The 21695-nt window shown below is 44.6% G+C and carries 21 protein-coding genes; 7 read left to right on the forward strand and 14 right to left on the reverse strand.

Annotation, left to right across the window (positions count from 1 at the left end):
* Positions 1 to 35: 35 nt before the first annotated feature.
* Positions 36 to 1025, forward strand: coding sequence for a metal-dependent hydrolase (locus tag AC1MBV_RS14220; protein ID WP_480948563.1), 990 nt, complete (start codon positions 36 to 38; stop codon positions 1023 to 1025).
* 110 nt (positions 1026 to 1135) lie between these two features.
* Here AC1MBV_RS14220 and AC1MBV_RS14225 read toward each other — a convergent pair whose 3' ends face one another.
* The 10 genes from AC1MBV_RS14225 to AC1MBV_RS14270 all read right to left on the reverse strand — a co-directional run bounded on the left by AC1MBV_RS14225 (position 1136) and on the right by AC1MBV_RS14270 (position 10149).
* Positions 1136 to 1954 carry a RecX family transcriptional regulator gene (locus AC1MBV_RS14225; RefSeq protein WP_480948564.1) on the reverse strand — a complete coding sequence of 273 codons (819 nt, stop codon included), beginning with the start codon at positions 1952 to 1954 and terminating at the stop codon, positions 1136 to 1138.
* 145 nt (positions 1955 to 2099) lie between these two features.
* A complete protein-coding gene (locus tag AC1MBV_RS14230; RefSeq protein ID WP_480948565.1) occupies positions 2100 to 3170 on the reverse strand; it encodes an ABC transporter substrate-binding protein in 1071 nt (356 codons plus the stop codon).
* The gene (locus AC1MBV_RS14235; protein ID WP_480948566.1) at positions 3167 to 3976 is read right to left on the reverse strand and encodes an ABC transporter permease; all 810 of its coding nucleotides are present in this window, start codon (positions 3974 to 3976) and stop codon (positions 3167 to 3169) included. Before AC1MBV_RS14235 ends, AC1MBV_RS14230 begins: the two co-directional genes overlap by 4 nt.
* Positions 3970 to 4773, reverse strand: a complete 804-nt coding sequence (locus AC1MBV_RS14240) for an ABC transporter permease (protein WP_480948567.1) — start codon at positions 4771 to 4773, stop codon at positions 3970 to 3972. Before AC1MBV_RS14240 ends, AC1MBV_RS14235 begins: the two co-directional genes overlap by 7 nt.
* On the reverse strand, positions 4766 to 5866 hold the full coding sequence (locus AC1MBV_RS14245) for an ABC transporter ATP-binding protein (RefSeq protein WP_480948787.1): 1101 nt from the start codon (positions 5864 to 5866) through the stop codon (positions 4766 to 4768). Before AC1MBV_RS14245 ends, AC1MBV_RS14240 begins: the two co-directional genes overlap by 8 nt.
* 122 nt (positions 5867 to 5988) lie before the next feature.
* Positions 5989 to 6531, reverse strand: a complete 543-nt coding sequence (locus tag AC1MBV_RS14250; protein ID WP_255748853.1) for a helix-turn-helix domain-containing protein — start codon at positions 6529 to 6531, stop codon at positions 5989 to 5991.
* Between the two features lie 431 nt (positions 6532 to 6962).
* A complete protein-coding gene (gene pdaA / locus AC1MBV_RS14255) occupies positions 6963 to 7742 on the reverse strand; it encodes a delta-lactam-biosynthetic de-N-acetylase (protein WP_480948568.1) in 780 nt (259 codons plus the stop codon).
* Between the two features lie 52 nt (positions 7743 to 7794).
* Positions 7795 to 7998 carry an SE1561 family protein gene (locus AC1MBV_RS14260; RefSeq protein WP_255748854.1) on the reverse strand — a complete coding sequence of 68 codons (204 nt, stop codon included), beginning with the start codon at positions 7996 to 7998 and terminating at the stop codon, positions 7795 to 7797.
* A 71-nt stretch (positions 7999 to 8069) separates the two neighbouring features.
* On the reverse strand, positions 8070 to 8849 hold the full coding sequence (locus tag AC1MBV_RS14265) for a YfkD family protein (RefSeq protein ID WP_480948569.1): 780 nt from the start codon (positions 8847 to 8849) through the stop codon (positions 8070 to 8072).
* Between the two features lie 124 nt (positions 8850 to 8973).
* The gene (locus AC1MBV_RS14270; protein WP_480948570.1) at positions 8974 to 10149 is read right to left on the reverse strand and encodes an aminotransferase class I/II-fold pyridoxal phosphate-dependent enzyme; all 1176 of its coding nucleotides are present in this window, start codon (positions 10147 to 10149) and stop codon (positions 8974 to 8976) included.
* Positions 10150 to 10360: 211 nt separating this feature from the next.
* On the opposite strand from AC1MBV_RS14270, the gene AC1MBV_RS14275 reads away from it, so the two are divergent.
* Both AC1MBV_RS14275 and AC1MBV_RS14280 read left to right on the forward strand, forming a co-directional pair.
* Positions 10361 to 11578 carry an MFS transporter gene (locus AC1MBV_RS14275; protein ID WP_480948571.1) on the forward strand — a complete coding sequence of 406 codons (1218 nt, stop codon included), beginning with the start codon at positions 10361 to 10363 and terminating at the stop codon, positions 11576 to 11578.
* 113 nt (positions 11579 to 11691) lie between these two features.
* Positions 11692 to 12129 carry a TlpA disulfide reductase family protein gene (locus tag AC1MBV_RS14280; protein ID WP_255748858.1) on the forward strand — a complete coding sequence of 146 codons (438 nt, stop codon included), beginning with the start codon at positions 11692 to 11694 and terminating at the stop codon, positions 12127 to 12129.
* 59 nt (positions 12130 to 12188) lie between these two features.
* Here AC1MBV_RS14280 and AC1MBV_RS14285 read toward each other — a convergent pair whose 3' ends face one another.
* Positions 12189 to 12638 carry a VanZ family protein gene (locus AC1MBV_RS14285; protein ID WP_255748859.1) on the reverse strand — a complete coding sequence of 150 codons (450 nt, stop codon included), beginning with the start codon at positions 12636 to 12638 and terminating at the stop codon, positions 12189 to 12191.
* 348 nt (positions 12639 to 12986) lie between these two features.
* Here AC1MBV_RS14285 and AC1MBV_RS14290 point away from each other — a divergent pair, with 348 nt between their 5' ends.
* Complete coding sequence (locus tag AC1MBV_RS14290; RefSeq protein WP_255748860.1) at positions 12987 to 14912, forward strand: heavy metal translocating P-type ATPase; 1926 nt, start codon at positions 12987 to 12989, stop codon at positions 14910 to 14912.
* Positions 14913 to 14974: 62 nt separating this feature from the next.
* On the opposite strand, the gene AC1MBV_RS14295 is transcribed toward AC1MBV_RS14290, so the two are convergent.
* The 3 genes from AC1MBV_RS14295 to AC1MBV_RS14305 form a co-directional block, all read right to left on the reverse strand.
* A complete protein-coding gene (locus AC1MBV_RS14295) occupies positions 14975 to 15826 on the reverse strand; it encodes a YihY/virulence factor BrkB family protein (RefSeq protein WP_255748861.1) in 852 nt (283 codons plus the stop codon).
* Between the two features lie 41 nt (positions 15827 to 15867).
* Entirely contained in the window at positions 15868 to 16413 is a 546-nt protein-coding gene (locus AC1MBV_RS14300) for a hypothetical protein (protein ID WP_480948572.1), read from the reverse strand.
* A gap of 116 nt (positions 16414 to 16529) precedes the next feature.
* Complete coding sequence (locus AC1MBV_RS14305) at positions 16530 to 16994, reverse strand: low molecular weight protein-tyrosine-phosphatase (protein WP_255748863.1); 465 nt, start codon at positions 16992 to 16994, stop codon at positions 16530 to 16532.
* Between the two features lie 120 nt (positions 16995 to 17114).
* On the opposite strand from AC1MBV_RS14305, the gene AC1MBV_RS14310 reads away from it, so the two are divergent.
* The 3 genes from AC1MBV_RS14310 (at position 17115) to ade (ending at position 21667) form a co-directional block, all read left to right on the forward strand.
* A complete protein-coding gene (locus AC1MBV_RS14310; protein ID WP_480948573.1) occupies positions 17115 to 18902 on the forward strand; it encodes a M3 family oligoendopeptidase in 1788 nt (595 codons plus the stop codon).
* Between the two features lie 224 nt (positions 18903 to 19126).
* A complete protein-coding gene (locus tag AC1MBV_RS14315; protein ID WP_480948574.1) occupies positions 19127 to 19804 on the forward strand; it encodes a VIT1/CCC1 transporter family protein in 678 nt (225 codons plus the stop codon).
* Between the two features lie 126 nt (positions 19805 to 19930).
* Entirely contained in the window at positions 19931 to 21667 is a 1737-nt protein-coding gene (ade, locus tag AC1MBV_RS14320) for an adenine deaminase (RefSeq protein ID WP_480948575.1), read from the forward strand.
* Positions 21668 to 21695 lie beyond the last annotated feature (28 nt).

Genomic DNA, 21695 nt, shown 5'->3' on the forward strand with positions numbered 1-21695 from the left:
AGAAGCTTTGTTCAAAAGGGAGGACAATCTTTTTCATGGATACAGCGACACATATTGTTATGGGATTCGGGTTAGCCGGATTGGCAACACTCGATCCGCTCGTCGCCCAAAGTCCGCTGACTTATCAGGCGGTAATGATCGGCGTTGTAGCAGGTTCAGTAATTCCCGACATTGATACGGTTCTGAAATTAAAAGATAATGCTGCGTATATTCGCAATCATCGCGGCATGACACACTCGCTTCCAGCAACATTGCTTTGGCCATTCATTTTAGCAGCCATTATCCTTGCACTTGTTCCCGGTTCAAACGCGAGCCAATTGCTGATATGGACGCTTGCTGCAGTTTCCATTCACGTCTTTGTTGATATTTTCAATGCGTATGGAACTCAGGCGGCGCGGCCGTTTACGGAAAAATGGGTAGCGTTAGGAACAATCAACATATTTGACCCATTCATTTTCATCATGCATCTCATCGGTTTTGCCATTTGGCAGACCCTTGGACATCCGGGAATCACGTTCGTGATCATATACGCGACGATCTCTGTTTACTATGTCCTGCGAGGCTTTTACCACAAGCACATCATTAAGTATGTGAAAAGCCAATTGCCCGGATTAACTAAAGTTTATTTATCGCCGACCATGCGCTGGTCTCATTATCATTTGGCGGCGGAAAGCGAAGATTACTTTTATGTCGGCAAAGTGAACGGTAAAAAGCTGCATCTGATTGATCGCTTTGAACGGACGCCGATCGACTTTGACAATCAAATGATTAAAGCGGCAGCTGAAGATAAAAATGTGCGTGCTTTCCTTTCTTTCTCTCCGATCTATCACTGGTCAATGGCGCGTAGAAACGGTAGATACGTCATTCAGTTTACTGATCTGAGATATTATTCAAAAGGTACGTACCCATTTACTGCAACGGTATGGCTCGATAAACATTTATCTGTGCAAAGCTCATATACAGGTTGGGTATTCAGCGAACAAAAGCTGCGTAAGAAGCTTGTATTAGCACGTATGAATTCGTAATTCAAATTTTCACTTGAGCCATTGAAACAAAAAGGGCATCCTTGATAACAGGATGCCCTTTTTTTATTAGAATCTTTTTTATTAGAATCTTTTTTATTGCAATATTATCATTACTCATTAACGTCATGGATACGTTCGCTTAAGAACAAATTAATTGCGTCAAGCGGATAGCCTTTATGATATAAATAGTTCTTTACTTTCTGAGCGAACTCTCTTCCGGAGAATTTCTTGTATTTCTGCATAGCTTTCTCTGCCTGATGCGCCAAGGCATTTTTTTCATTTTCCTCAAGAAATTCCGTAATTTCACTAAGCACCTGATCACTGATTTCTCGAGCATAGCCTCGCTGCATCAACAGTCTGGCAAGTACCAAACGTGCTTCCACTTTCGACTTCTTATTCTTGACCGAAGACGTCTGCTTTGCCAAGTATTTTCGCGCATGCTCGACCTGATCTTCAAGCGGAAACAGATCTTCAGACCTCGAGGCAATCTCTTGCGGAACCCCGGCCTGAAGCAGCTCCCTATAGATAAGCTGCGGTCCCTTCGTGGATGTTTGAATGCGCGTGCGTACAAATGAAGCAGCAAAAACCTCATCGTCAAGCAGCTTCTCATTTTTCAAACGCTGAACCGCATAGTTGATCTGCGGCGCACCAAACTCCTTTTTCTCCAAGTATTGCTTCATTTCAAACACACTGTGCATACGATAAGACAGGTAGCGGAGTGCTGCGTTATAGGCTAGAACACCCGATGCCTCGCTATGAAGGCGTCCCAACTGCTCCGGCGTTAATTCCAGCCCCTTGCGCAATTCCTCGCGTACGAGTACGTCTTCATGAATGTTCAGGCTTTTCTCGCTTCCGTCCTCTTCTGCAACATCCACAGAAAAAAAGCCGCGCTCTTTTTCGTTCGTTCGTATCCTGGTGATAATCGCCATCGATCGATCAATCCTCCAGCACTTTTATTAAAATAATAGCATAAACAACTTTCTGTGCAATATAAATCGCCTCATACCTTCTAAAAATTTACCGACGGTCACGTTAAAAAGCAAATGGAAGGATGCATCCTTAGATCCATTATATTTAATGGCTCATTTTAAATTCAAGAAATAATTCGTTGAAGCGCGCGTTAACCGGCTTGCTGAAATTATCATACACCTCAAGACGGTCCGTCAGCTTCTTATCAGGGTAGAAGCGTTTATCATCCTTTATTTCTTTGGGAAGATAACGCATTGCCGCACGGTTTGGGGTGGCATAGCCGACGTATTCCGCATTCTTAGCAGCGTTTTTGGGGTCAAGCATGAAATTAATAAACTGCTCGGCACCCTTCTTATTCGTCGCACCCTTCGGAATGGCCATGTTGTCAAACCATACATTAGATCCTTCCTTTGGAATAACATAGGTCAATTCCGGATTTTCATCCATAATCTCTACGGCATCTCCGGACCAGAGGACCCCGATGGCTGCTTCTCGTCTTGGCAAAAGCAATTTATTCTCATCACCGACAATTGCTTTAATGTTCGGCTTCAGTTTTTTCAGCTTTTGCAACGTCTGTTCCAAATGCTGTTTATTGGTATCATTCAATGAATAATGCAGACTGTTTAATCCCATTCCCACGATTTCCCGCGCGCTGTCGACGAGCAAAATTTGATTTTTATACTTTTTATCCCACAGATCGTTCCAGCTCGTGATCTTGCTGCCGCCAAGCATTTTGGGATTGTAGACAATCCCCACCGTACCCCAGAAATAAGGGACTGAATAATAATTGTTTGGATCAAAAGACAGATTTAAAAAACGCGAATCAATATTTTTTAAATTCGGCACATTTTTGGCATTAATCGGCAGAAGCAGATGCTCATCACGCATTTTGCTGATCATGTAATCAGACGGAACAATAAGATCAAATGAAGTGCCGCCTTGTTGAATTTTCGTCAGCATCGCTTCATTAGAATCAAAGGTTTGATAGATGACGCGATAACCGTACTGTTTTTCAAATTTCGTGATCAGCGTCGGATCAATATAATCGCCCCAGTTATAGATCGTCAACGTCTTGGAATCGGCTTTCGTTGTCGACCCGGTCAGCCGCGCAGAAACAAGCGCCAGAGCGAGAACCATGACTAGGACCGCGGTAAGCATAACAACCAGCTTTTTCATGCGTCCTCACCTCCGGGAAGATGCTTCACTTTTCCCATCCCGCGGCTTGAGAAATAATAAACCAGCACAATGGCAAGCGTAATCAGAAAAATGAGTGTCGAGAGCGCATTGATCGACATTGAGATGCCTTGACGCGCTCGTGAATAGATTTCAACAGACAATGTTGAAAATCCATTGCCGGTGACAAAGAATGTAACGGCAAAATCATCGAGAGAATACGTGAGTGCCATAAAGAATCCGGCGAAGATGCCCGGCGTAATAAACGGAATAACCACCTTTAACAACACATCCAGCCTTTTCGCACCGAGATCACGCGCAGCATCAATCAGTGTGGGACTCATTTCCTGAAGCTTAGGTAGAACCATCAGCACAACGATGGGTACACTGAAGGCGATATGCGCGAGCAGCACCGAGATAAAGCCAAGCTTGATGCCGATCAGCGTAAAAAGGATAAGGAATGAAGCACCGATAATAACGTCCGGACTCACCATCAAAATATTATTTAATGAAAGCAGCATGTTCTTGTATTGACGTCGCTTCGTCAAATAGATCGCCAAGGCACCGAAAACACCGAGCACGGTCGAAAGCACTGAGGACAGCAGAGCTACGATCACCGTATCGATGACAATCACAATTAACCGTTTATCGGAGAACACTTCTTGATACCAATCAAAAGTGAAGCCTGTAAAATGTGTCATGTTCCCGGCCTTATTGAACGAGTAAAACATAAGATAAAAAATGGGCAGATAGAGCACAGCAAAGACGCAAAGGAGGTAAATGGTTGACCAAGTTCTTTTTTTCACCATCGCTTCAGCCACCCCTTTCCCATCAGTGCCATAACGACGATCATGGCTAGAATCAAAAAGACAGCGATCGTCGCACCCATTCCCCAGTCCTGCGTGACAAGAAAATGTTCCTCAATCGCCGTTCCAAGTGTAATCACACGATTACCGGCAATCAGACGCGTCAGCATAAACAAAGACAGCGCAGGGATAAATACAGCTTGAACGCCCGATTTAACACCCTCAAGTGTGAGTGGAAAAATGACACGCCGAAAGGTTGCCCAAGCAGATGCGCCTAAATCATAGGCCGCTTCAACAAAGCTGTCGTTCAGCTTTTCGAGGCTGTTGTATATAGGCAGAATCATAAAGGGAATAAATAAATACACCGAAACAAAAACAAAACTGAAGCCCGTAAACAGAATCTGCTTACGTCCGATGCCAGACAATGCCAACAGTGTATCCACAGGGCCATAGGTACTGAGCAATCCGATGAAGGCATATGCTTTCAATAGGACATTAATCCAAGTCGGCAGGATGATGAGCATAAGCCACAGCCTGCGATTTTTCATTTTTGTTAGCAAATAAGCAGTCGGATAGGCAATCAATAAAGTAAAGAAGGTGATTAAACATGCATAGCCAATCGAGCTGACTGTCATCCTTAAATAAATTGGTGTAAAGAACCGCACATAATTTTCAAAAGAAAAATGTCCCTGTATGTCAAAAAAGGAATAGTATAAGACCATCGCTAAAGGCGCAACGACAAAAAGACCGATCCACAAAACGTAAGGGATAAGATAGGTGTTCGTCAGTTTCTTAGTCATGATCGGCACCCTCATAGCTTTCCAAGCGTCGATCAAAGTCCTCTTCAGTCTCGTCATGACGCATGACGTGAATCGCTTCAGGCTCAAAAAACAGACCGATTGCCTCACCGATTTGTGCGCTCTTTGTCGAGTGAATCATCCACGAATTTCCATCCGCATCCTTACCGATCATTTCATAATGTACACCTCGGAATAACTGAGACTCAACGCGTACCTGCAGCATCCCTTCTCCCTGAGGCTTCAGCTCCAAATCTTCAGGCCGAATCACGATTTCTACAGATTCCATTTCATCAAAGCCCTGATCGACGCAATCAAAGGTTTTACCTGCAAAGGAGACGACACGATCCCTCAGCATCGTGCCAGGAATGATGTTGGATTCGCCGATAAAGTCGGCAACAAAACGGTTGATCGGTTCGTCGTAAATCGAGCGCGGCGAACCACTCTGCTCAATTTTCCCCTGATTCAGGACAAAGATCTCATCAGACATTGCCAGCGCTTCCTCTTGGTCATGCGTTACGAAAATAAACGTAATGCCAAGCCTACGCTGCAGCTGGCGAAGTTCAACCTGCATTGCAGTCCTTAGCTTAAGATCCAAAGCGGACAGGGGCTCGTCCAGCAGAAGCACCTGTGGACGATTGACAATGGCACGTGCAATCGCAACCCGTTGTTTCTGTCCACCAGACAGTTCGGCAATCTCGCGATTCTGGTAACCATCCAGATTGACGAAATGCAGTGCTTCTTTCACTCTTGGCTCAATTTCTTTATTTGCCAATTTATTAATCCGCAGGCCAAACGCCACATTTTCAAAAACGTTCAGATGCGGAAACAGTGCGTAATCCTGAAATACAGTATTGACTTGACGCTTATTCGGTGGAATTTTATTGACCAACTGCCCATCAAAAGTAATGGTTCCTTCACTCGGCTCCAGAAATCCGGCAATTAAGCGCAAAATGGTTGTTTTTCCGCATCCGGACGGACCAAGCAGTGTATAGAATTTGCCCCGTTCAATTTCAAAATTAATGTCTCTTAAAATGATTTCCCCGTCAAATCGTTTGGCCACATGGTCAAACTGAATGATTGTCTTTTCTGTCATCGGATCTCCGGCGCTGTACCTGCTATGGCACCTGCCTTGCCACATCCTTCCCACTCCATGTCTTTTTTCTTATGTTGATGTTACATGCTGTTAAACAGCACAATCTCTTAAGTCGGCTCTTCTTATAAATAAGATTCAGTCGCAACCAAAAGCACTTTTGCAGACTCATTGCCCTCATTAATCAGCTGATGCTCTTCAGATGCATGATAGTAAACCGAATCGCCTGTTTTCGCATGGTAGCGTTTCTTCCCAAGACGGACGGTGATCGACCCGGACAGTACATAGAGAAAGGTCTCTGCGGGAGACGGCTCGAATGTTTTGAATGCTCCGCGTCTCTCTAACTGCAAAAGGATCGGCTCCATCTCTTTCTCATTAGATTCGGGAACAAGCCAGCGAAGCTGATAACCCAGTTGTGCATCGGAAAATTCAGTTTGATCCTGCTGCTGATAAATCACTTTTTGCGCAAAGGTCTGATCATCAAAAAAAGATTTCGGATCGCAGCCAAGCACTTCCAAGAGATCAAAAAAGGTTTCTATAGAAGGTGAACTTAAATCATTTTCAATTTGCGATATGTAGCCTTTCGTCAGATCCGTCCGTTCCGCAAGTTCTTCTTGCGTCAGGCCGCTCTTAAGGCGCAAATTTTTGATCTTCCCGCCGATCAGCACCGACAGCCCCCACTTTCGTAAGTTTACTATTTATATACACTGAGTTTAATAAAACAAATTTATTATAAATGTTTCCTAAAAAAATACAATGTATTTCTTGAAGATCGTAATTTGTCGAAATCAAGACTGTTTAAGTTCTATTTTTCAGACTTTGTGAGAACACAAGAAGTGAAAATGTCAATAACTTTGTGGATATGTGGATAACTATGATTTACCCTTTATTAACGCTAAGTAAAAATGTGCATGATTTTGTTAATATTTATCCTCTTTTTTGTGGATTATGTGGACAATCATGTTTAAATGCTTACTATTGTGGTTTTTTTATTGTCAAGTCTGTGGATAAACTTGTGGATACTGTTCTTAACTTTTTTCGAGCTTTTTTTCAAAAAAAATACCTCGGATCCCAAATAGGATTGAGGTATGCACAAAACTCACCAAAATTCAGAAGGCAGAACACGCTTCGCCATCAGATCGTCCAAGCTGCGAAATTGATAGCCCTGTTTCTTTAAATCATGTATCACACGCGACAGCGCTTGAGCATTATCCTTGGAAACGGTATGAAGCAGAATTACTGCACCTGGATGAATACGTTTCATGATATGATCGTACGCATAATCGGCGCCGTGTTGATCGTCTCGTAGCCAATCGCGATACGCAGCCGACCAGAATACATTGGTGTAGCCAGCGTCATGACCCAACTTCAATGAACGTTCGCTGAACGTACCTCTTGGCGGGCGCAGATAGGTCATTTGTTTATCGCCGGTCAGTTTCATATAACGTCCTTTAAGTTTTGCCAATTCTTTTTTATACTTTGCGTCACTTATTTTCGATAGATCCGGATGGCTCCACGAATGATTTCCGACAATGTGGCCTTCTTTAACCATCCTTTTGACAAGCTCCGGCTGATCCGAAATATAGTGTCCGGTGATAAAAAATGTGGCGGGAACCTTTTCCTTTTTCAAGGTATCAAGCATTCCTGAAGTGTATCCTGCCTCATATCCGTTATCGAAGGTCAGATACAGTTCTTTTTTTGACGTATCTCCGATAAAAATTCCGTCATATTTCTTAAGTAATGCTTCATATTCAGGCTCTGTCGTCGCCGGCTGGTTATTCTTTGCGGGTTTGAAATACCAGTCCTTTCCGTATGAAGAAAAGGGATGGACAAAAGTTCCGCACATGGCAATCAAGAGTACTAACACTATTTTTTTCACACGATCACCCTCCGATTTTAGGGTGGACCGTTTCCGTTTGAATTATGTTTCCTTATTTTTCTACAAGCCCGTCTGCCCAATCATCCCGAAATCTACGTATTTTCACCTCAAGATTATCCATCATTGCTAAGATATTCTCCAGATCTTCATGAGCTGCAGTCTCTTCGTTAAGCGCGCAAGCAACCTGAGCAAGCAGCTTAAATCGATTCTTTAAATAAATCACTTGATCTGCTTTTGAATTCGTCGCTCTTCCCATTTCCAGCACCTCCATCACAGCTTCTTCTTTCACTTTAGCACAGATCTGAATGAAAGGCTGGGCAGATGGATTTACTGGGCAGTGTAACGAAGCGAGAGGTGATCGGTAATCGGCATCCATGCTCCGATACCCTGCTGCATCACATTTTTAACATCAAGATGCGCTTTACCTCCCTTTAAGACAAGAAAAACTTCACCATAAGTAATTTTTCCGCGTTCATTAACCGCCGGCACATAACCGTACAAATGTCCGACTTGTTTGGAAGGTACTTGATACGGGCGGTCAATTTTCGTTCCCGCCCCAACAATTGTTGAGAATGAAATTGATAGATGTGTTTTTTCCATTGTTTTTGCCAAAATCAATTGGCTCGCTTCTTCTTTTTTCGGAACTTCAGAGGTCAATCCTCCCTTAACAGTTGCCTGGATTTTCTGAAGGTAGCCGATTTGCTGAGCACTCTTGCTGCCGCGAGCATCGGCGGCATTATCATTAATCCGTTTATACTCCCAGTTGACGGATGTTTCTTTCGACTTGTAATTAAGCGGCCATTCTCCAAGATAAATACGTGCCGAATAACCGATCGACCATTTTGACGGATGAATGTATGATTCGTTGAGCAGTTTGATCAACACTGGATTTTCCACTGGGACGTTCGCTGTCTTGAGCAGGGCTTTGGTGCGTTGACTCGGCACAAGTTCAGAAGCATCATGTGTCGGATTCGGATAGGTATTTTCTTTAGAGATGTCGATCACTGATTTCGGCAATGCATTGGGCATCACGCTTTTTGCAGCTGCCTCAGAGGATATACAAAATAACAACGCAGCGCACACAAGTAAAGACATTATTTTTTTCAAGGCAGAAAACTCCTTTTTTCCTTATCTTCTGCCCAGAACTGCAAAATTATCCAAAAGAAGGCATAGAAAAAACCAGTTACAGCATGGAAGCGCCGCAACTGGCTTTCATCATTAATTATAGATGTTAATCAAATAAGTGAAGCTTGCCGATGCGCTCTACTGCTTCGGTCAGCCGTTCCGGTTCGCTCAGAAGGCCGATGCGCACGTATTTTTCGCCACCGGACCCGAATCCGACTCCCGGTGCCAGCACGACATGTGCTTTTTCCAAAACATATTCAAAGAATGATTCGGAAGTATAGCCCTTAGGAACTGGAAGCCAGCCGAAAAAGGATCCTTTGGAAGGTGTTGCATTCCAGCCGATTTTGCTAGCCGCATCAAAAAATGCATTGCGTCGTGCTTCGTAGCGTTGCACAAGTGCGCGGACACAGTCTTGCGGGCCAAGCAATGCTTTCGCGCTTGCTTCCTGTATTCCGCCGAATAAGCTGACAAAATAGTGATCCTGAAATAATTCGATCGCTTCAATAACACTCTTGTTTCCGAGCGCGAAGCCGACTCTCCAGCCAGCCATATTATAGGTCTTTGATAAAGTGTACGTTTCGATGCCGACCTCTTTAGCGCCTGGCGTCTGGAGGAAGCTGCGCGGTTTTTCACCGTCGAAACCAAGCGCGCCATAGGCAAAATCATGCAAGACACAAATATTATGTTCTTCCGCAACCTTCACCGTTTCCTCAAAGAAATCAGCAGGAGCAGTCGCCGATGTCGGGTTGTTTGGATAATTTAAGAACATTAGTTTCGCCTTATCAAGAAGTCCTTCCGGCATTGCTGCATAATCGGGAAGAAACGCGTTCTCTTCAAGGAGAGGCATCGTTTCCATCTTTAGATTTGCAAGCGCAAAACCGGACAAATAATCCGGATAGCCGGGATCCGGCATAAGGACCGTATCACCGCTGTTCAGTAAGCACTCACCGATCTCAACCAGTCCGGTCTTTGATCCGAACAAAACAGCGACTTCAGTCTTCGGATCAAGATCAACATCATATTCGCGTTTGTAAAAAGTTGCAATCGCTTCTTTCAGAAAATCATAGCCTCTGAACGGCGAGTACTTATGGTAGAGCGGGTTGGCTGCCGCTTCCTGCAGCGCTTTGACAATATGCGGCGGAGTCGGCTGATCCGGATTTCCCTGACCTAAATTAATGACGTCGTACCCCTTGGCTATTTCCGCATTTGTTTTAACAACGAGATCAGCGAAAAACTGTTTCGGCAAACGATTCAGCGCGTCTGATTTTGCAAAGTTAACCATCAATTCCACTTCCAACTCTATAAGTTAGTTTTTAATTTATCGTGACAGTATCTATATTTTCGTGGATAAGTGCTCATTTGTAAAGGAATCTTAGCCTGAAGTCTGAATTTTTATTAGGAAATAAATTGTTAAGGACGAAACAAGTAAAAACAGGTATACTGGTTTCTGCTGGGCATAAAGCTTAAATTCGCAGCACAGAAAGGACATCCCAATGAACACCGCGGCATATCAACGTTTCCAATTTTTATTGTTAATCGGCTCAGTCTTCATTTGCGGCGCCGCAGAGGGGATGCTTCTTCCACTCGTTGCTGTGCTCTTAGAAAAAAACGGTGTCTCCGCTCTTTTAAACGGGCTGGGATCTACCTCACTTTACATAGGTATGCTTATCTCTGTTCCTCTTCTGGAGAAACCGATGCGAAAGCTCGGCTACAAGCTCTTTCTCATCATCGGACTTGCCCTGATTACAGTACCTCTGTTTCTTTTTCCAATTTCGATGAATCTATGGTTTTGGTTTGCACTCAGGCTGTGTGTTGGTTTTGGCGACAGCATTCTGCATCTTGCCGCACAAACATGGATTACGATTGACAGTCCGATGAACAAGCGTGGACGAAACATTGCCTTCTACGGATTGTCCTTTGGGTTAGGCATAGCAGCGGGACCACTGCTTGTCCGATTGATTGCATTCGGTACGAATGTTCCGTTCATTACCAGCGGCTTCTTTTGCCTTGCAGTCCTCCTGCTTTTATTTCTTCTTAAAAATGAATATCCCGAGTTGAGCACTTCCGGTGGTTCAACTCTGCGACAAGTCTTTGCACGCTATAAAAAAGTCATTGCCGCAACTTGGTCCGGTTTAGCAGTAACACTTGCCTTCGGTTATCTGGAAACTTCACTGAACAATAGCTTCCCAATTTTTGCAGTGCGGCAAGGCTATAATCTTGACCAAATTTCAATTCTGCTTCCATCTTTTGTTACCGGTGCTCTGCTGACGCAGGTACCGCTTGGTATGCTTGGAGACCGATTCGGCCGTAGGCGGCTTCTTCCGCTCATTTGCTTATTCGGAGCCATGTTCATCGCATGCACTGGCCTGCTCTCCGCTTATTTCTACGGCATCTATTTCACACTACTCGGTGCCGGCATGCTGATCGGATCACTTTATTCAATGAGTATGGGCTACGTCAGCGATTTGCTCGACAGAGAGCAAATACCGCTCGGCAACATCTTGATGACCGTATGTTACAGTGCCGGATGTATGGTCGGTCCGGTAGCCGGAAGCTCGCTGATCAGTTGGATACCGAAAGGCGGGTTATTTTACGGAATAGCGGTTTTTATTTTCCTTGCCTCAATGAGCTGCTTTATTCATCAATTCATTATTGCACGAAAATCTTCTCTCAATTATTCAGCACCGAAGCAAAGAGTCTCAAATCATTGAGGCTCTTTTTTCATTTCATCGAAGCACTAGAACCACCCGCCGCAACAAAGCATAACATAACAGTGCAACAAGACCTTCAAGTGCGTTGAAGGCCCTTATAGGGGGAATTGCTCGTGAAGAAAAAATTATTTATGCCCGATCTAAGCGTTGCGACCCATTGGATGAATCAAAAAGTCACGCGCGAGCGTCTTCTTGGCACGCCAACGTTAATCCATTTCTGGTCGATAAGCTGCTCAAAATGCAAGGACGCAATGCCGGTCGTACAATCCATTCGTGAAAAATACAAAGAGGAACTCAATGTCGTCGCCATCCATATGCCGTTGTCTGAGGCTGATCTGGACGTAAACGAAGTTGCGCGAGTTGCTGCAATGCACTCAATTACGGAGCCCGTCCTCATCGACAATACTCATCGACTGGCTGATGCGTTCGGAAATCGTTTTGTCCCCGCCTATTATCTATTTAATGCCGGCGGCGAACTGATCGAATACCATATGGGAGAGCGCGGCGCGATGCGCATTCACAAAGCAGCAGATCGTCTTCTCTTTCATTAACTAGTTCAAACTTCACACCTTATTAAAAATAAGATCGGTTTGCGAAGGCCTTTGAATATTCACCTAGTATAAAAGATGATCAACTTATGTTTGCAGAATCGAATGATAACATAGCAGCCCCAACCCATCATCGCACCGATCGTATTTAATAAAACATCATCAATATCAAAAATGCGTTCAGCAAAAAAATATTGACATAACTCAATAAGCAAACTGATACAACATCCGACAAGCAGCTGCCGGATAACAAAATGCCGTTTAGGCTGAATGAGTATTGGTAATAAAAAGCCAAGTGGGAAAAACAGCAGCACATTCCCGCCAATGTTCTTTAATATAAGCAGTAAACTGCCACTGCGCAGCATAAGCCGTATGCTGCTGAAAAGGATAAGATTGCTTGACTTTCCGTATGTATAGTAATTATGCGTTAGAAGGGTTGCGAAAATGAGAATAGCAAGATAACCAATAAAGAGCACGGCGGCCATATGTTTTTTGTTCAATCTTTTGAGCATAACCGCTCTCCTCCTTTGTAGATAACTATGTGCTTTTTTCAAAAAAGATGTATGCTTGGCCTTTTTTTACTTATAAAGCATTGACCATCGAATGGACATATGTGAAAAAGTGTATTACTATAAAACTAACATAAATTAAAATAATTATAATTTATCTGATCAATGCTGTCGCTTATTATAGCGGCAGCATTGAGTGCTCTTAGGGGTTTCGATGATGATTATTATTCTCAATTAAAGAATTTATTTCTAATCACTAATTTTCTAATAATAATATATATTAAATTATATTTATTATCTTTTATAACTTTTTACTGATCAATAATTTATTAAACGAAGGGTCGGATTTTTATGATACCAGAGGCAAAGCTCGTCAAATTCCCAAGTAATCCTAATCCCAATCAACCGATCAGTGCTCTATGGAAACAGCACGGTGAACTAATCGCCGCCCTTACCGGGGGAGCACTGACGCTCATTGCCTATCTTCTCGGGCTCGCTCATATTCCATACTCATGGCTTCTCTACCCAGCTGCCTACCTGATCGGCGGTTATTTTAAAACAAAGCAAGGACTATCAGATACGTTTCGAACACGCGAGCTGAATGTTGAACTTTTAATGATTACAGCTGCAATCGGCGCAGCCTGCATCAACCATTGGCTCGAAGGGGCTGTGTTAATCTTTATTTTTGCACTCAGCGGCGCTTTGGAGACTTATTCAACAGCCAAAAGTACCAATGCTCTTTCTGCACTCATGGATCTGCAGCCTGAAGTCGCTCGTCTCGTCACAAATGGCTGCGAAACGATGATCTCAGTAAAGCAAATCACCCCCGGCGACATCATTCTTATTAAGCCGGGAGAACGAATTCCTGCTGACGCTGTCATTACCGATGGAGAAACGACGGTTAATGAAGCGACGATGACCGGCGAATCCGTACCGGTTTTCAAGAAATCCGGTGCTGATTTGATGGCGGGCACAATGAATTTGGACGGCAGTGTCTTCGCACGTGTCACGAAGCGAAGCAATGACTCTTTGTTTAGTAAGATCTTGGACCTTGTCCAATCAGCTCAAAAAGAGAAAGCTCCGACTCAGCTATTTATTGAACGTTTTGAACGCACGTATGTCAAAGTCGTCCTTATTGCCACCGCACTGATGCTCTTCGCGCCGCATGTTCTATTAGGCTGGTCGTGGAGTGAAACCATTTACCGAGCTATGGTTTTGCTTGTTGTCGCCTCGCCTTGTGCTCTGGTTGCTTCAACAACACCTGCCGTTCTATCAGCCGTTGCATCGGGTGCCCGTCACGGCATACTGATCAAAGGCGGCGTTCATTTGGAACAGTTGGCTATGATTAAAATCATCGCTTTCGATAAAACCGGAACGATTACAAACGGAACTCCTGAAGTCACGCAGTTTATTAATAACAGCACACTAAGTGATGCCACACTTCTCAGTTACATGGCCGCAATCGAAAATCAATCGTCGCATCCGCTTGGGAAAGCGATCGTCACGTATGCCTACGAGGTTTGCGGAACTGCCGCTTTGCCAAAGATAGGCAAAATTAAAGTCAAGCCAGGATTTGGTATCATCGGCTCTGTTGGTGACACGCAATACATGATCGGTAAAGAAGCGATGATGCAGCCCGAAGCATTAAATGAGTTTCTGCAGATTAGCGATTTTGCCCGTCCAAACCGTGATGAAACCTTGGTGTACATCGCTTCTGAGGAAAAAATAATCGGCCGCTTCGCCTTAAGGGACCAAATCAGAGATTCAGCAGCAGACGCAATCCGCTCACTTAATAAGTACGGAATTAAAACCGTCATGATTACCGGTGACAATGAGCAGACCGCTGCCGCGGTACAGAGAGATTCCGGGGTCAGCAGCTACATTGCTAATTGCCTTCCTGAGAACAAAGCAATGGAAATCAAGCGATTAAATCAGAAATACGGCCATGTTGCCATGTGCGGCGATGGGATTAACGATACTCCTGCACTTGCTCAAGCTTCAGTCGGGATTGCGATGGGAGCGGGAAATGATGCAGCCCTTGAAACTGCCGATATTGTTCTGATGAAAAACGACCTGACAAAAATAGCAGAAGCGGTGCGACTGTCAAAAAGAATGAGTCGGATTGTTAAGATGAATATTATTTTTGCCATGGCTATGATTGCATTTCTCATCGCCACCAACTTTTTGCAGTTTCTGACCATGCCTTTTGGTGTCGTCGGGCATGAAGGGAGCACAATTCTGGTTATTCTTAACGGTCTCAGACTCTTGCGCGGATAATTTGCAGATCGAAGCTCTCTTGGGCAGACACAGAATGTCATTACCATGCAGCAGAACAAGTGCTAATCAAAAAGGTCGTTCTTTTCTGTCTTCGTTAGTTCATGAATAATTGCATTAATTTGACCGCCGACAATAATCGTAATTGCGGTTAAATAAAACCAAAGCATGAGAACAATAATTCCTCCAAGGGTACCGTACGTGGAGGCATAATTGCCGAAATAGCGAACATAGAAGGAAAAGCCATAAGAAACAACTTGCCAGCTGACTCCGGCAATCACCGCGCCGATCATCACTTCGTCCATTTTCAGCTTCATATTCGGTCCGAGCCGGTACAAAAAAGCAAAAATAATGATAATCACGCAGAACGTGACCAGTGTGCTGATGACCGACCACATATCGGCAAACGTGTGGGAAAGACCGATATGGTTAAATAAAGTTCTCGCGACCCCAGCAGAAATGACGTTGACTGCTAGGGTCATCGCTATGGCAAAAATCATCGCTACGGTAAAGCACATGGCAAGCAGCCGGATGAGAAAAAAAGAACGTGTTTCTTCAACTTGATAAGCGCGATTCAACGTACGCATGAGCGCGTTAATTGCGCTCGAGGCAGGCCAAAGAGTGGCAATGACACCGACTGAGAGCAATCCGCCGCGTTTCGTAAATACACTGTCTAAGTTTTGATGGATCAGCGAAAGCACCTCTTTGGGCAGATAAGCGCCAAAAAGAGAAAACAGCTGGTCCTGATCAAGACCTAAATACGGAATGATTGCAAATAAAAAAATAAACAGCGGAAAAAGCGACAACAAGAAATAATATGCCAATGTTGCCGCTAAATCCGCCGTATGATCATCAATAAAACGTCTACCCAGAAGTTTGGCGAAGAGAAGAATATCTCTGAGCTTCACTTTTCCCACTTTTCCCCATCCCCGGTCTCTCTGTCCTCAACGGAATTCTGTTATGAATGCCGATTTGGACGCGTATTCCTTCCGGTCTTGTCCTTCTGACCATACTGATGAATCGATTTGCTCTGATTGTTGGGCATTGTACCCGGATTTGGTACTGGTGCTTCATTTTCCAATCTCTGCAGCGCATCTGCTTCATTATCAATCAGTACAGGTTCTTGGTAATTGGCCATGTTTTTTCCGGATTGCTTGATTTTACCAGCCATCTCGGCAAGCTCATTTCCAACCTCCATCACGTACTGATAGGTATCGCTCGTACTCGTTCTTGCCTTTTCCACACGGTCGATCATTTGCTGGAAGTCGTCGGAAACTTCTCGTGCCAGGCCTTTAAGGCGTGTGCCTGTAACCTGCATATATTTGCCGACTTGATCCGGATGCTGATAAATAGTCCGAATCAAATTGCCTCCGCCGGTCGCCGCATTCGATAGATGGTGACCCCAGACCGATCGTGTCTCGCGGCTCATCATTGACAAACCGCAGCCGACCAAGCCGCCGATCAGCATGAATTTGCCCATTTGGCTTTTGCCATAAACACTCATCAGATTCTGCCCCCTCAAAGTAGGTAATCCTTAAAAGGATCACGTGAATAGTCTGCACACACCTGTTCATTAATATGAGGGGCATTGCTTATTGCCTGCTGCTAAATAGTGGGGCTTTATCTGATTTGCCGGGCAAGCTCTTTAATTAACTGATCCGTTCCCCGATCAATCAGATCGTATACTTCATCAAAGCGGCCGGTATAATAAGGATCTGGAACATCCGCTTGAGGCTGATCATGAAGCAGGGTCATAAATCGGCTCACTTTAGATCTGTTTCGAGAATCAGCCATTTGAATCAGATCCTGCTCATTATTTCGATCCATGGCGATAATTCGGTCAAATCGTTGAAAATCTGCTTGATTTATTTGCCTTGCCTTGATTTGATCAAAGGGAATGGCCGCTGCCTCCAATTGTTTTTGTGTTCCGCGGTGCGGCGGATCACCAATATGCCAGTTGCCGGTTCCCGCAGAATCAACGCTAATTTTTTCGGACAATCCTGCTTTGTTAACCTTCATTCGTAATATGGCTTCAGCCATTGGTGAACGGCAAATATTGCCAAGACAAACAAAGAGCACACGCATTGGTCTTTTCTCCTTAATGAATTCCTATTTATAATCATATCAATAAAGTCAGGAAACAACAAAATTTGAGTGCACATCATTATGCTACAATTGGTTGCAGTATGAGAAAGAGGGGAAAAAATGAACACATTGAATCAAAAGTGGGAGCTTGACACCATTTTTAAAGGCGGTGCATCATCTGCTCCATTCCGCACTTTTTTAGATGATCTTCAACAAGCCATTTCTTCATTTAAAAATGAATTGGAGGCAAGAAAAGAACCCTATACGGTTCAAGATGCCGAAGCATTCACTGCAATGATCAAAAAATACGAGACATTGTGTAAACAATTTAATGAAGGTTCTGCTTATGTAGAATGTTTAACTGCTCAAAACATTAAAGATGCCAAGGCTGCCCAAGCAAATAATCGGATGCAAAGCCTCGGGGCTGAATTAGATGCCTCTAGCAGCATTCTGGAAAATTTGCTGCGCCAAATTTCAGACAGTAATTTTAACGGACTTATTGAAAATGGAGTCCTAAAAGAAATGCAATTTGCACTCCGGGAAAAACGTGAACTTTCTCGGAAGAAGCTAGGATCAGATCAAGAGCAGCTGATTAGCGGCCTTGCCGTTGACGGCTATCACGCATGGGAAGATCTCTATTACAGTCTGGTTGGAAAAATGGAAATCAAGCTCATCCGCAATGGGAAAGAAGAAACCTTGTCCGTCAGCCAGGCAAACAATCTGCTGGATGATCCGGATCGAACGGTAAGACAAGCGGCATTCAATGCATTGGAGTCGGCATGGTCTGAACATGCCGATCTTTTCGCTGCCGCCTTAAACCATATCGCAGGATTCCGGATTGCCGCTTATAAAGCGCGCGGCTGGGAATCCTTTCTTGATGAACCGCTCGACTACAATCGAATGCAGGCACAGACGCTGTCAACGATGTGGTCGGTCATTGATCGCTATAAGCCGAAGCTTGCACAATTTATGCAGCGCAAAGCCGAATTGCTTAACCTTGAGAAGCTGTCATGGTTTGATGTCGACGCTCCGCTCAATAAAAATAGTGAAAAATTGACCTATGAGGATGTAGCGGATTTTATCATCAAGCATTTTGGCTCATTTAATCCGAACATGGCATCGTTCGCAAAAAAAGCCTTGGAAAATCGCTGGATTGAAGCAGAAAATCGAGCAAATAAGCGTCCTGGCGGTTTCTGCACCAATTTTCCAATTGCAGGGCAGTCGCGCATCTTCATGACATTCAGCGGAACCGCCTCAAACCGATCGACGCTCGCACACGAATTAGGGCATGCCTACCATCAATCCTTAATGAATGAACTGCCCTATTTGTCACAGGACTACGCAATGAACGTTGCCGAAACAGCCTCCACCTTTTCCGAAATGATCGTCAGCGACGCTGCACAAGCTGCTGCCAAAACAAAAGAAGAAAAAATTACATTCTTATCCGACAAATTAGAGCGCTGCGTCGCGCTGCTCATGAATATCCATGCACGTTTTCTGTTTGAAACACGATTTTATGATGAACGTAAAAAAGGAACAGTCTCAGTGGAACGCTTGAATCAGCTGATGAGTGATGCAGAGCGTGAAGCCTATCATGATACATTGGACGTTTACCATCCGACTTTTTGGGCGTCCAAGCTTCACTTCTATATCACCAACTGGCCGTTTTACAATTTCCCATATACCTTTGGCTTCCTATTCAGCACTGGCATTTATGTTCAAGCACTCCGGGAAGGTCCTTCCTTTGCGGAAAAATATGACGCGCTTTTGCGCGACACCGGGCGGATGACAACGGAACAGCTTGCTGAACGTCATCTTGGTGTTGATTTAACGAAACCGGACTTCTGGTCATCAGCACTGGACTACCTCATGCGCGATGTTGATGAATTTTTGGAACTGACAAAATAATCGCCACCCACCCTCAAGCAGCTGATAAAAGGTTAATCATAGACAGAATAGCCTTTTGAATGTAAAATAAAAGCAACGACAAATAATAATCATTTTAATTTTCAAGCATGCTGTCATCCCCTTTCGGATGGCAGCATGTTCCGTTTTCAGGGTTATGAAGATGATTACTATTCTCAATTGCAATCAATTTTTTCATTTTACTTCATGAGGTGAGGGCTATAATGATGAATCATACAGCAAAAGGAATGAATCAGAAATTGAATGTGCTTCGTGCCGGTGTTCTCGGTGCGAATGACGGTATTGTATCGACCGCCGGCATCGTCATCGGTGTCGCAGGCGCGACGACGGATACCATGACACTAATGATCTCCGGACTAGCAGGCATGGTTGCCGGCGCGCTGTCCATGGGCGGAGGTGAGTATGTTTCGGTAAGCACGCAAAAGGATACGGAAAAAGCAGTGGTCGAGGCTGAAAAAATAAAGATCAGGGATAACTATGACGGGGAAGTCGACGAACTCGCTCAAATCTATCTAAAAAATGGATTATCCGCAGATTTATCAAAGAAGGTAGCTGTTGAACTCATGACCAAGGATGCGATCGGTGCCCACGCCGCTGCCGAACTTGGCGTAAATCCGAATGAATATGTCAATCCGTGGCAGGCTGCTTTTTCATCGATGATTTCGTTCTCCATCGGTGCATTTCTTCCCTTATTGTCTATTTTGCTCTTACCTGAATCCGTGCGTGTTCTCTTTACGTTTATCACGGTGCTTCTTGCACTTGGCTTGACCGGCTTTGTCAGTGCACAATTAGGCGGTGCTCCGAAGCGTCCGGCCGTTATTCGAAATATCTTAGTCGGAGCAATGACAATGGCCATCACCTATACTGTCGGCAATCTTTTGTGAAACGCAGTACCCCATGCGGCCGGTATCAATGTGTGAACCCGGAATCCGCTTCGCCGATTCTAAGTATTTCAGTTATAATGTTCTATATATATCGGGACGGAACATATAGAGAGGGGATCATGAACGTTGCAATTAAATAAAGATCAGTTAATTCATCAGATCCGTACGGCCTCAAAGAAGGAACCTGCGGATTTAGTCATAAAAAATGGAAAAGTGATTGATGTATTCAGCGGCAAACTATTAGAAACAGATATTGCGATTACAGACGGAATGATTATCGGGCTTGGCGACTACGAAGGGAAAGAAATAATCGATGCCCAGGGAAGGTTTATCAGCCCCGCTCTTATTGATGCTCATGTACACATTGAGTCATCACTACTGACACCGGGCGCTTTTTCCGATGTTCTTGCCGCACATGGCGTCACAGCCGCGATCACTGATCCGCATGAAATTGCCAACGTACTCGGTGCAAACGGTATCCGGTTCATGCTGGAACGTGCGCAAGAAAGCAGCATTGATCTCTACTTCATGCTGCCCTCTTCAGTACCGGCAACCTCATTTGAACACAACGGTGCAACACTCGAAGCTGATGATCTGGAACCGCTTTTTCAGTATGACAATGTGCTTGGCCTTGCCGAAGTCATGGATTTTCCTGCGGTCTTGAATGCCGATGAGAGAATGGTTGCTAAACTTGCCATGACGCAGAAACACAGCTGGCGCATAGACGGTCACGCTGCAGGTCTGAATGCACAGGACATCAATGTGTATAAAGCAGCCGGTATTCGTACCGATCATGAATGCATCAACGTTGATGAGGCAAAGGATCGGCTCTCGCGCGGACTTTACGTTATGATTCGCCAAGGCACAGTCGCTAAAGACCTGCCGCAGCTGGTTCCGCTTGTCAATGAAACCAACAGCCGCCGCTTCCTCTTCTGTACGGATGACAAATATCCTGACGACCTGATACAAGAAGGCAGTGTCGATTATAATGTGCGTCTGGCGATTGAACATGGCTTGGACCCGATCACCTGTATCAAGATGGCCTCGTTAAACGCTGCCGAATGCTATGGATTCCGTGAAAAAGGCGCTGTTGCCCCAGGTTATGAGGCTAATTTTCTGCTTCTTGACGACTTAAAACAGTTTTCCATTCAGCAGGTCTACGCCCATGGGAAGCTTGTCGCTGAGCAAGGGCATGCTGTTCAAGAACATACAAATTCTTCCATAAAGGCAGAGAAGCATCCGCTCACATGGCCGGAGCTTTCACCAAGTAATTTTGCCATTCCACTCGGATCTGCACAAAAAGCGCACGTCATTGAGATTATTCCGAACAGCCTTGTGACTCGCGATCTGGTTGAAAAGGTATCGGTCAAAAACGGCTGCTTCGCATGTTCACCGGACAGCGATCATTTAAAATTGGCCGTTATCGAACGGCACAATGGCCTAGGTACCATTGGTTTGGCGATTGTTAAAGGATTTGAGATGAAATCCGGTGCCATGGCAACAACGATCGCACATGATTCACATAACTTAGTCGTCACCGGATGCAGCGACGCGGACATGATTGTTGCAGCGGAACGATTGAGAGAAATAGACGGAGGTATGGTCGTCGTAAATGACGGCAAAGTGCTTGCCGAACTCGCCCTGCCGATCGCGGGATTAATGACTGATACGCCGGCAGCAAAGGTAGCTCAGACTTTAAAAAACTTAAGACAAGCAGCAACCTCACTTGGCGTTTCCGAATCGTTCAACCCTTTTCTGACCCTTTCATTTCTCAGTCTGCCTGTTATTCCGGATTTGAAGCTTACAGATACGGGATTGTTTGATGTGCGCTCGTTTCAGCATATTCCCGTATCTGCAGAATAACGGAGAGACGTTTCTAACAAGGAGGATT

Source organism: Sporolactobacillus sp. PKPK-6 (assembly GCF_056678885.1).